Origin of the sequence: Blautia sp. OF09-25XD (assembly GCF_003482095.1) — a bacterium.
Taxonomy (GTDB): Bacteria; Bacillota; Clostridia; order Lachnospirales; family Lachnospiraceae; genus Fusicatenibacter; species Fusicatenibacter saccharivorans.
Genome location: NZ_QUMG01000011.1, coordinates 1 through 12,262, shown reverse-complemented (window position 1 = coordinate 12,262; position 12,262 = coordinate 1). Strand labels below are relative to the sequence as shown.

General features: G+C 45.6%; 8 protein-coding genes. 1 reads left to right on the top strand and 7 read right to left on the bottom strand.

Features of this window, described 5'->3' with window-relative positions:
• The 6 genes from DXA93_RS10205 to DXA93_RS10175 all read right to left on the bottom strand — a co-directional run bounded on the left by DXA93_RS10205 (nt 1) and on the right by DXA93_RS10175 (nt 10,570).
• Nucleotides 1–2,898, bottom strand: a complete 2,898-nt coding sequence (locus DXA93_RS10205) for a glycosyl hydrolase 115 family protein (RefSeq protein ID WP_119208228.1) — start codon at nt 2,896–2,898, stop codon at nt 1–3.
• Between the two features lie 83 nt (nt 2,899–2,981).
• A complete protein-coding gene (locus tag DXA93_RS10200) occupies nt 2,982–4,655 on the bottom strand; it encodes an extracellular solute-binding protein (RefSeq protein ID WP_119208226.1) in 1,674 nt (557 codons plus the stop codon).
• Between the two features lie 546 nt (nt 4,656–5,201).
• Entirely contained in the window at nt 5,202–5,963 is a 762-nt protein-coding gene (locus tag DXA93_RS10190; RefSeq protein ID WP_226906347.1) for an aldo/keto reductase, read from the bottom strand.
• 229 nt (nt 5,964–6,192) lie between these two features.
• Nucleotides 6,193–7,779: an AAA family ATPase gene (locus DXA93_RS10185; RefSeq protein ID WP_118601263.1), complete on the bottom strand. Its 1,587-nt coding sequence runs from the start codon at nt 7,777–7,779 to the stop codon at nt 6,193–6,195.
• 144 nt (nt 7,780–7,923) lie between these two features.
• Complete coding sequence (locus DXA93_RS10180) at nt 7,924–9,873, bottom strand: oxidoreductase (protein ID WP_118601264.1); 1,950 nt, start codon at nt 9,871–9,873, stop codon at nt 7,924–7,926.
• A gap of 19 nt (nt 9,874–9,892) precedes the next feature.
• The gene (locus DXA93_RS10175; protein ID WP_330427320.1) at nt 9,893–10,570 is read right to left on the bottom strand and encodes a YczE/YyaS/YitT family protein; all 678 of its coding nucleotides are present in this window, start codon (nt 10,568–10,570) and stop codon (nt 9,893–9,895) included.
• Nucleotides 10,571–10,763: 193 nt separating this feature from the next.
• Between DXA93_RS10175 and DXA93_RS10170 the strand changes: the two genes are divergently transcribed.
• Nucleotides 10,764–11,321 carry a PadR family transcriptional regulator gene (locus tag DXA93_RS10170; protein WP_118601266.1) on the top strand — a complete coding sequence of 186 codons (558 nt, stop codon included), beginning with the start codon at nt 10,764–10,766 and terminating at the stop codon, nt 11,319–11,321.
• A 61-nt stretch (nt 11,322–11,382) separates the two neighbouring features.
• Here DXA93_RS10170 and thrH read toward each other — a convergent pair whose 3' ends face one another.
• The gene (gene thrH, locus DXA93_RS10165; RefSeq protein WP_118601267.1) at nt 11,383–11,988 is read right to left on the bottom strand and encodes a bifunctional phosphoserine phosphatase/homoserine phosphotransferase ThrH; all 606 of its coding nucleotides are present in this window, start codon (nt 11,986–11,988) and stop codon (nt 11,383–11,385) included.
• Nucleotides 11,989–12,262: the final 274 nt, after the last annotated feature.

The following is a 12,262-nucleotide window of genomic DNA, read 5'->3' as shown; positions in this document are numbered from 1 at the left end:
TTATTTTTCCTCCTGTCTGCCGTGATACGTTTCTGCCGGTCCAAGATAACTTTCTTCCGGCTTTTCCCCCATCGGATAAATCACGATTTTTTCGAGAACGAAGCCGGGTGTCACATGATAGACCCGAAGTGTATTGAACCCTGCTCTGCATTTTATCGAAACTGTTTGTCTTCGAATCTGACTCAGAACACCTTCTGCCCATTTCTCTGCCTGATCACCGACCTGATAATCTTTCTCCACTGCGTTTACGGTTTCTGTCATCTCTTCATTTATCCTGACCGCATAAAGAAGTTGATTCTCTCTGGTAACCGGATTGGATGGCTGCATATAGAATTCTGCTTCATATGTTCCGCTTTCTTCCAAAACAAATTGATACTCCAGATACGGCGCATCCTGTCCCGGAACTGTGCAGGCATCGGATGGAAATGCCTTCATCGCTGAATTCGTCTTTCCATATCCCTGCAGATTTTCAAATTTTACCTGTCTGTCTTTGTAATTTCCAGGAACAGAATTTACATAATGTGCCGCTTCGATGCTGAGATACCCCATTGTATCCACAAATACATTTTTCTTATCCTGTAGATTTCCTGTATAAACCGGCACTGTAATCTCACATTTTCCTTCCGGTGTTGCAATCTCGAGCGAATCCTGAATAGTATCCTGGTTCGTTTCCGGTAATCTCTGTTTTATCAAGGTAAGATTCAGCCGCACTTTCTTCTGGCTCACGCCATCCAGCCATCCTTCCATCGGCTCCACAGACAGCCAGCCCGGTTTTTTCAGAACTTTGTACTCTGCCTTTAAATCACTCCGGCTATATAGGGTGACGGATGCTCTGGTACAGTCCGGATTTAAGAAATCCTTTAATTTCATCGTGTTATCCAGCCACGGGCTTCCTTCCGCATGCTGCGCCGTGCCGTCTGCTGCCACAAGGATGGATCTTTTCTTTAATGGTATGACCCGCATAACGACTGGATTCCTGCATTCATCTTCATTCCAGTGTGTAAATCCAATATGCTGTGACATTCCCATTCCATACCATCTTCCCTGATCCATCTGATGATACATTTCCACAGCTTTTCGATCCTGTTCCATGCATCTTTCCACTTCATCCACATAATCATTGGCACAGACCGCACCAAGATTAGCATAATAATGATTCCAGCCTGCAAGAATCTGCATCTTCACAAGATTCATTGTCCCAAATGCCGGATAATATACAAGCGCGATAAATGCGGACAGATTCTGCGGATTCGTTTTTTCAATTGTTTCATATACGTCCTGCAGTTTTTTCAAAAGCTGCTCTGCTTCTTCGAAGATCCTGCTGCTTTCCTTTTCCTGCACCGGATGATACGTCTCCGGGTTCAGTGCTTCCGGCCTTCTTCTGTGGATGATTTTTGTGTACTGCTCTAAAATGTCTGCAATAGTGTCCTGTGTCTCTTCTTCCACAGAACCGAATTGCTGTCTCACCCACTTTCTGGTGTACTCCTGCGTGCAGTTAAGCGCCCTGCTTCCCCAGCGATCAAAGTCATACGCCATGTCCAGAAAAAAGCTCAGTGGAAATTCCTGTGTGGCGATGTCTCCGACATTTACCATCCAGAGTTCCCGCACACCAAAATCGTATGCCATACTCATCTGCTCCCAGATTTTCGGCAGATAAGAACTGTTGATCCACTCATAGGAAACCGGCCATCCGTGGTAGTCCAGATGATAATACATACCATAGCCGCCTGCGTGTTTTCGCATCTCTTCTGTTGGAAGTGTCCGGAGATTTCCATAGTTATCATCACAGAGCATCAGAATCACATCCTCTAACTCCTCTGCTCCCATCAGTCCCTTTGTTTTTTCATCTCCATAGAAAAATTCTTCTACTTCTTTGTATAAGGCTATCATACGCGGAACCTTGGTCAGATCAGGATTGACATGTTCCTGAATCAGTTTTTTCTGCGTTTTCAGTACATCCCGCAGCAATTGAATATTATCTTCCAGTGTTGCATTCTTTCCCATGATCGCAGTATCCGCTTCTCCACGCATGCCGACGGTGATCACATTTTCAAACTTTCCGCTTCTTTTCAGTCCATCTTCCCAGAATTTTGTAATTCCCTCTCTGTTTGTTCTGAAATTCCAGGCATCTCCGTAAACAGAATTCTTACCTCTGAGATATTTGTATTCTTCCCCCTGCCTTAAGCACGGCTCATGATGTGACATTCCCATAATAATTCCGTATTCATCTGCAAGCTCCGCATTTAAGAGGTCCGGTCCATCATCTGCAAATCTTGCGCTCCACATAGCCGGCCAGAGATAATTTCCTTTTAATCTGAGTAAAAGTTCAAATACATGATCATAAGCTTTTGCATTAAAGCCGCCAAAATTATGATTGCACCAGTTTCCAAATGCCGGCCATTCATCATTAATAAAAAATCCCCGGTATCTGACGGATGGCTCTTTGCTGATACAGGCCATGTCTTCCCTCAGTTCTATCTTTTCCTGCTTTGGCGGCATCAGTCCGCACCAGTCGACAAACGGTGAGACTCCCAGCATTTCCGATAAATGAAAAAGGCCATAAATCGTTCCTCTTTTGTCGCTCCCGGCAATTACAAGAAGGTTCGATTTTGTCCTGTTTTTTATTTCAGGAAAAATCCATGCATAGCATTCTCTCTTTTGTTCCAGCTCTTTTAATTCCGCACTCCCGGCTTCTTCCAGCTTTTTCAGGAAGCTGCTTTTTCCTTTCGTCGCGGCAATGATCGTCCAGTCCTCCCCGCTGCTTTCCAGTGTTTCCGGTATCTCTTTTTCTACCAGAATCTGCGGTTTCTTTCCCGATACAAGTTCCACATCGTGTGCTACCTTTTCCGTAACTCTGATTACGCCCGGAAAGGCACTTTGCTCCAGACAAATTCTCATAGGATTCCCTCCCGTATTTTATAAAAAGCCCCCATCTGTTTACTGGTTATCACCATTGTAAACAAATAGGGGCCTCGGACTATTTAGTTCTTGTCATTCAATATGCAAAAATTGCTATTCTTTTTGTTCATTCGTTGATCGAGCTCTTTCTGTAAATCCTCAAAATAGCTCTGTGGATCGCATGCGTTGTATGCTTCCATATAGGAATTCCATGTTTCTTCAAAATTCTGTGCCAGAATCACCTGCGGAAGCCACCGGTGTTTTACTTCATCCATCCGTTCCAGTGTCTGTCCTGCCTGTGTATTTGATGTCAGTGAATTGGTATACGAATACATGGGATACCACACTCCCGGCGCATCATTTCTCCCAAGCATATCTACATAGTTTGTTACTCCATACGCCTCAAAACATTCCTGTATATCCCAGGGCTGGCTTTTCCAGAATTCTGCCGGTTGATTTTCCGGCGAAAATGCATTGATTCCATCTGACAGCATTCCTTCACTCCTTGGAAAATAGGAATATGTACAAAAATGCGTCTTTTTCAGTTTCTGATCATTTACCCTTACGCCCTGCTCCTCATTCAGATAAAATATTCCGTTTTCGTCTATCGAATAATCCAGATTTTCTTCTCCCCAGAAACGTAATTTCGTAATCTCCGGATCAAGGAGGTTATTTACAAACTGCATTGCCCCTTCCGGGTCTTCACAGGAAATGGTAATAGAAAGTCCTGACGCGGTATCCAGCTCTGCTGATCTTGCCGTATGCCACTGATTCTTTACTTTTTTGTCTATTGTTATCGGAAGTGGCACATAATCACATCCATAACTGCGCAGATTTCCGGAATCATACGCTGTCTGTATGGCATAATAAAACTGCCATCTTTGATCTACCATGCCAAGAACAGCACCTGTGGATAGTTTGTCCAGATATTCTTCATAAGTATCCAGAAATGTTTCCGGGCTGATCATTCCTTTTTTGTATTCTTCATTTAATTTCTGATAGTATCTTTTGGCTGTCGGTGTTGTATTATAGTCAATGACCTGCAGTGTATCTGGATCTACGATGCAGCTCCCATCATTCGGATATCCATCCAGAAATTGAGGAACATTCTCCAGACAAAAGTATCTCCAGTCATCGCATAAAATAGCAAACGGAATATTCGGTGTTCCATTTTCCAGGCAGGGATTTGCTTCCTGATACCGTTCCAGAAGATCAAAATATTCATCCACCGTCGTGATTTCCGGATAGTCTGCCCATTTCAAAACTCTTGTCTGAATCCAGAAAGCTTCTCCGCTGTGGATTACTTCCGTGTCCTGTCCCTGTGAAACTCCGAATTGTGGAATCCAGTAGATATGTCCGTCTGCCTGCCGAAACAGGTCCCACTGTTCCTCTGTCAGATAATTTTTTATATTGGGATAATTGTCCCAGTATTCGTCAATGGGAATCAGTGCTCCTGCATCATATAATTTACTTTCGCCGGAAATAAAATCCGGATACTCGCCGGCTGCAATATAAGCATTCAGTGCATTATCCTTTGTCTGTCCTTTCAGCCATGTTTCTTCACAATCGGCTCCGATCTGTTCAGCGATCTTCTTTTTCATATCATTATCCGAAGTGATCTCTTCCCCTGTTGTTGAAAAAAAGGCCGTATAATGACGGATCTGATTTCTGCTGTTCTGGCTCTGGTACAGGAGAGCAGCTATTCCAGCTATCATCAGACTCCCTGCCAGTAATAATATTGTTGTTTTTTTCTTCATTCTTTTCCCCTGTCTCATTTCCTCTTTCTATTTGTTATAATAAGCACCTGATATTCTGCAATAATACTTGCTAAAAATAACACCTAGGCCTCTGGCTTAGATATTGTCATTATTGTTTTTATTTTATTGCTTTCTACTTCTTGCACACCAAGGGCAGCCCCATGTTAGCCACTTCAATTAAATAAGCAAGCTAAAACCTGTAATAAAAAGAGCCTGACGCATCAGGCTCTTTCAAGGTGTTGTCCGAAGACGGCCACCGCAATTCATAACTATAATGTACCACACAGGGTGAAATCCTGCAAGAAATTTTAAGAGTTATATGTTTTTCCTTTCAGCAGTTCTGCGCAAGTGCCTCATTGATATCATCGGACAGATTGTTTTCCTCCGGTTTGCCGAAATATGTTTCCATTGCACGGCTTAAGGTATCAAACGCACCGGAAATGACCTACTGGAATGGTACAGACATCGAATATTCTGGATCCAGGAACGCAACGTCTGCCTGTGCAAAAATGATCTTACAGCAGTTGGAAACCAAACCGCCCTGTTTTATTCGTGGATCTTTCTGATATTGCACATTTTAACAAATTCCGGATCAAAATGCTTGACCGCAGTTCCCTGATAGCCAAGATCCAGTGAACTGATTTTCTGCATCTCCTCTTCAGTCAGTGTAAAATCCCATATCTGGAAATTCTCTTCGATTCTCGCTTTGTGAACCGATTTCGGAATGACCACAACGCCGCGCTGCACATTCCAGCGCAGAACAACCTGTCCTACGGTCTTTCCGTGTGCGGCAGCGATTTCTTTTACCATCTCGTTGTCAAACGGATTGTGGCGTCCTCCGCCGAGCGGTGCCCATGCCTCCGGCACGATCTGGTACTCTTCCATGACTTTTAATGCAGACTCCTGTGCGAAGTACGGATGCATTTCAATCTGGTTTACCATCGGACGGATCGCTACCGTTTCCAGTTTACGGTATCCTGCCATGAAATCACCTGCAGGCTGATGGATAAACATCAGATCGATGTAGTCGGTTCCAAGCAGTTCCAGACTCTTTTCTACGGTTCCTTCTGTCAGATACTGGCTTGCCCAGATTTTGGTGGAGATGAAAATGTCCTCTCTTGCCACACCGGATCTTTTGATTCCGCGTCCGACCGCGCGCTCATTCATGTAAGCCTGTGCAGTGTCGATCATGCGGTATCCGCAGGCTAATGCGTCCACAACCGCCTGCTCTGCCTGATCTGGTGTCATCATAAAGGTTCCGATTCCCACTGCCGGAATCTGCACCTGATTGCTTAATGTAAAGTTCATCATCATAACCTCCCTGTTTTATTTTGATGTGTGATATTTTGTTATTTCCCTGTCTTTGTAGCTTTAGCTTATCACCCGGGAGTTGCTACCGGTCAAGGACTTTTTTAAAAAAATTTCTAAAATCTAATCGTTCATTCCTATTTCGTATCGACTGAAATATTTACAAAAACGTCATATCATGAATTCCGTTGTCCATGATATGACGTTTTTCCTCTCAGCATTCGGTTTTCTATCTTTTTATCTTTTCAATCCTGCACTCATGTTCTTTCGTCTTTTTATTGTAGTTAATTCCCACCAGAAGAATATTTCCTGTATATTCCAGAATAGAATCCGGATATTTTTTATCCCAGATCTGCTCTATGGCAGTATCTGTGCTTTTGTTCCACTTAAGTTCTACCAGCAGCGCCGGATAACTTGTTCTGTATTCCGGTTTCGGAAGATAAACAAAATCTGCAAAACCGCGTCCGGTCGGTAGCTCTCTTACGGGTTGGAAATAATACTGCATAGAGCTTAAATATGCTATCGTAAGCACGCTGCTCAGGGAATTTTCATCATTATATTGGATCACCGAACTGTACTCCTGATGAATTCGCTCTATCCCATCTGCTACCGCTTTTTCATCCATATCCAGGGTTGCATCCAGCAAATCTGCGGATTCCTTCTGAAAAGTAATCATTTCATTCCATTTATTGCGTTTCACCGCATTGTTTAATTCATGTCTGATTTCCTCATTTGGAATAAAAACCTGCTCCCTGTCCTGATCGTAAGCCAGATATCCCAAGTGGATCAGATACGTCAGTACATCATCCCGGTTGGCGAAGCTTACGGTATCATTCTGGAAAGATGTCACATCCACATCCACGGCGGCCCCCGACATCATTTCTATAATTGCCGCCCGCAGTCCGTCGAAATTCATGTTAATCAGTGGCACGATTGCTTCATAGCTGCCGGTATTGGACCAGTAGCTTTTATATTTTCCATTCAGCATCAGGCTGACAACGGCTTTTGGATTATATACCTGATACCCTTCCAGAGAATATCCATCATACCATAATTTCACCTGCTCATAGATCTGTCCGTACCTGTCGCATAAATCATGCACTTCCTCTTCTGTAAAGCCAACATACGGTGCCATTCTTCCTGCATCCAGCATGGTAAATTCTTCAAAATTGTTGAGAGCGGACTGTGTCTTTAATTTCTTGATCGGCAGAATTCCTGTCAGATACGCCAATGCAATATATTTTGACGGTTCTGACCCTTTAAACATGCCACGCAGAAAATCAATATACTTTTCCTGTACTTTATGATTCTGTGCCTCATCACGGATCAGTACATCCCATTCATCGATGATGACAACAAATTTGTTTCCGCTGGCAGCCTTGATATAAGACATCGCACCATAAGCAGTTTTTACCGTATCCGGAATCAACTCTCCGTATTTTTCCTTCAGTTCCTGCAGTATTCCATGATTGATATATTCCACAACCTGATCCGCATTCCCGGCGTCCATCATGCACCATTGTACATCAAAATGAATGACATCGTACTGATTCAGATGTTTTTCAAAAGACGAAGCCTTGCAAATCGCATAATCTGCAAACAGTGCTCTGGAATCACAGCCCTTGCTGTAGTATGCTGACAGCATCTCCGCTGTAATCGACTTTCCAAAACGTCTGGGACGGCTGCTGCAGATAAATTTTGATGTCGTACTGATTACTTTATTGGTGTATTCCAGAAGCGGTGTTTTATCTACATAAATTTCCGAATGAATGACTTCCGAAAATGCTTCATTTCCCGGATTTAAAAATCTTCCCATGGCGTCCTCCTGTTCACATTTTTTCTGACTGATACATTCATTATACACGGAAAAAACGCGGATTGGTAGACTTTATCTTTTAAAAAATGCTGCACCACGGATTCTTTTTCCATGGTACAGCATTTCCAAAATTTCTATTCTTGATTAAATATCCAGCGCCGCATGATACCCCTGATATACGGCATTGGTGATGGTAGATACACGTCTTGCGTCTCCGATCACGCGTACAAACGGCGCGGTATTACGGAGCTGCTCTACAACGTCGGTTCTTGCTCTCTGGCCGAGGGCGCAGATGACGGTGGTTCCTTCTACGAGGTGGCGCTCCCCATTCGCATCGGTGCACCATACGCCTTCCGGGGTGATCTCCTCGGCGCGGTAACCGGTGTGGACGGCTTTGACCTGTTTTTCGATTTCTTTTAAGAGCAGCGGGCGGTGGCGGACGTTTGCATCCGGGGCGAGGGCGTCGCGCATTTCGACGAGCTGAACTTCTTTTCCTTCCATGCCAAGAGAGATCGCACACTCGCATCCGGCGAGGCCGCCGCCCATGACAACGACTTTGTCGGAAATCTTGTCGAGATTGCGGTACAGCTCATTGACAACGACAACCTGCTCTCCATCCATGCCTTTGATCGGCGGAACAAGCGGACGGGAGCCTGCGGCGATGATGAGGGCATCCGGTGCTTCTTTCTCGACGTACTCCGGTGTTACCTCGGTGTTGAAGCGGATTTCCACACCTGCATTTCTTGCGAAACGCTCGTAGGTCTCGGTCAGCGCGAACATTTCCCGTTTAAACGGCAGGGCAATTTCGCTCTTTAAGATACCGCCGAGCGCTACTTCTTTCTCGCAGAGCACCACGCTGTGGCCTCTTCTTGCTGCAGTCCATGCCGCATACAGTCCTCCAGGGCCTCCTCCTGCGATGAGGACTTTTTTCTTCACCAGAGCCGGCTGTACTTCATCGCCCTCCATCTCTCTTCCGATCAGCGGATTGACGGTGCATCGTCTCGTGCCGGTTGCCGCACGCTCTGCCATACAGGTGAAGCACCGCAGGCAGTGCACGATATCTTCGGAACGGTTTTCCATGACTTTGCGCGGCAGGAATGGATCTGCGAGAAGGGCTCTTGCCATGTAAACAACATCGGCTTTTCCGGATGCGATGATCTCTTCCATCTGCGCCGGATCATTCAGACCGCCGATCGTTGCGACCGGAATGGAAACGTGTTTTTTGATCTCGGCTGCGAGGTAAACGTTGCATCCGTGGTCTTTGAACATCGACGGATGCGTATCGCCGAAGCCTCTCTGATACGTTCCGGCGGAAACGTGAAGCAGATCGATGCGGGACTCCAATGTCTGTGCGATGCGGACACCTTCTTCCAGATCATAGCCGCCCTCGAACAGCTCGGAACCGCTGAAACGGAACTCGATCGGGAACATCGGGCCGACAGCGGCGCGGACGGCATCGAGTACCTGACAGGCAAAGCGGCAGCGGTTTTCCAGGCTTCCGCCGTACTCATCGGTTCTGTGGTTGAAATACGGGGAGAGGAACTGGTTGATCAGCCAGCCGTGGCCGCCGTGGATCATGATCATCTCGAAACCGGCGCGTTTGGCAAGGCCTGCTACCGTTCCGTATGCCTGTACGATCTCATCAATCTGCTCTTTCGACAGTGCGCGGACCGGTACGCCGTCCGGGCGTGTCGTGTCGGACGGGCCCCACTGGCACATTTCGTGCTGTCTCGTTTTATCGGTCATGTAAGTTCCGGCATACATACCGGAATGGGACAGCTCCAGGCTCGGCACAGCGCCGTGGCGGGAAATTGCATCGGCAGCGTACGTTGCAGATGCCAGGGAATTTAAGACTGCGGTATCCAGATGATACGCATGGGAACCATCGGTTACCGGGTGTACCATGCACTCGCTGACGGTGACAGCTGCTGCTCCGCCCTTTGCGCGAAGCTCATAGAATGCTGCGGACTTCGGTCCGATACATCCGTCGTTCGTGATATCAGTTCCGCCCATCGGTGCGGAAAACATGCGGTTCGGGAAGGTCTTTCCTGCAATGGTAATCGGGCTGCAAAGGTGTGGGTAATCGTATTTCATTTTTGCTTCCTCCTCTTTTTTAAATCTGTAAAATACCCCATTTTTTTTTATTCAAACAGCATCCCCGGAAGGAAATGCAGTTTTTTGCCAATCGTTCTGGCAATGAATCCGACCAGAAGGCTGCTACGATGGTTCCCTCGCGGACACCGTTCAGCTCACGCGCCAGGAAGAACGAAGCGGCAGCGGCAATGACGGCCATCGAAACATCGAATGCGATTTTCGTCACACCGAACTCCGTTTCCCATCTGGCAACAACCGCGCGGACAAAGGATTCGCCCGGCAGCATGACAACATCAGCGAGCACTTCCATGTAAACACCGACGCCGAGGATCAGACATCCGATCAGAAGATAAGCAACTTTTGCCGCATACATCTGCGGATTCAGTGCGTTTAACAGAATCATACTGAAATCAATGAAAAATCCAAAGGCAATGGATACCGGGATCTGAAGAAGGGATTCCGGTTTGAAATTCTTTCCGAGAATCACAATCTGGAGAACGATCAGCAGGATGCTGAAGATGATCGTAAAGTTTCCGAGAGATAATGCAAAGTTAAGACTTAATACGTAAGGGATCGAAGAGATCGGAGACGTTCCGAGATTTGCTTTGGTGATGAGTGCAACCCCGAGGGAGTTTACAAACAGTCCCGCAAGAAAAATCAGGTAACGTTTCAGAAGGTCTTTTTTGTTGTTTGTCATAGGTGCAGTTCAAATCCTTTCCTCATAATTGTAATTCTTTGTTATCTTATCACCAACCGCAAAACATGTCAACTTTTACATGTTTTATTTTACTTATTTTTTCTGTGGATTTTCCGGTGAAGCTGTGCTATACTCAAAAACACAAAAGCAAAACGGTTTTGAAAAATTATTTGGATAAAGGAGTTTCATGCGAATGGGAACTTTGAAATATGCGATTCTCGGACTTTTGAACCGAAATGAAATGACAGGCTATGAACTGTCGAAAGAATTTGAGACAACCTTATTTGAATTCTGGAATGCAAAGCACAGCCAGATTTATCCGGAACTGAAATCACTGAACGCCGAGGGGCTGATCCAGTATCGGGTGGAAATCACGGGAAATGTGCTGGAGAAGAAGGTCTATACGATCACCGATGAAGGACGGCGCGATTTTTCGGAATGGGAAGAAACGCTCTGCCCGATCCAGACGGCATCCAAGGATGAATCCCGCCTGCGGCTCTTCTTCCTCGACGGCGCTTCGCCGGATTTTCAGCAGCGTTTTCTTGCCGACCAGCTTTCCCAGCATCAGAAGCATCTGGAACATCTGCTGGAAAACCAGAAAAAGTTTGATGAAATCCCTCCCACAGATGACCGCGCGTTTTCGGATTATCTCGTCCTGCGCGGCGCGGTGTACCGGGAAGAAGCTGCACTGCAGTGGATTCAGGAATGCATCAAACTTGGTGAGCAGCGGTCTGCGGAATTAAAAAAATAATTAAAAAATGCAGAGAACCTGTTTTTTCGGTTCTCTGCATTTTTTATAAACGTATTTATACTTATTTCTCCATTGCCTTTTTGATCGCTCCAAGCAGCTCCTCATACGTCTCATACGCCGGGATCTGCGGATAGTCGGCTTTGATCTTATCGGTCGAGCGGAACAGGAATCCTGCCTTGCTTGCCTGAATCATGCCGAGGTCATTATAGGAATCGCCGCTTGCGATCGTTTCGAATCCGATAGACTGCAGTGCTTTGACCGTGGTGAGCTTCGACTGCTCGACTCTCATCTTAAAGCCGGTGATCTCTCCGTCGTCTGCGACTTCCAGGGAGTTGCAGAACAGGGTCGGATAGCCGAGTTTTTTCATCAGCGGTGCGGCAAACTCCGTGAAGGTGTCGCTGATCAGGATCACCTGGGAGAAGGTGCGCAGCTCGTCGAGGAACTCTCTTGCGCCCGGCAGTGGATCAATCTTCTCAATCGTAGCCTGAATCTCTTTCAGTCCCAGGCCGTGCTCTTTTAAGATTCCAAGTCTCCATCTCATCAGTTTATCGTAATCCGGTTCGTCGCGTGTCGTTTTTTTGAGTTCCGGGATTCCGCTTGCCTCTGCAAACGCGATCCAGATCTCCGGTACCAGTACTCCTTCTACGTCCAGGCATGTAATATACATTGTTATAATCCCCTTTCCTGCGCTGCCCGCCTTGTTTGCCGACGGGGTTTTGTTTTTTTTCACAGCATCACTTTACCACACTATATCATAGAATCCATATCACTGCAAATTAAAATCACGTTTTATTTTTTTATACGTATATATCTCTCTAAAATTACATTCTTTTTACAAAATCGTTGTTTTTTACAAATTCATATATTTATTTATATGTTTTTTGACTATTGATTTATTTTTCATATATTTATATAATAATTACAATCATTTTTATTAATTT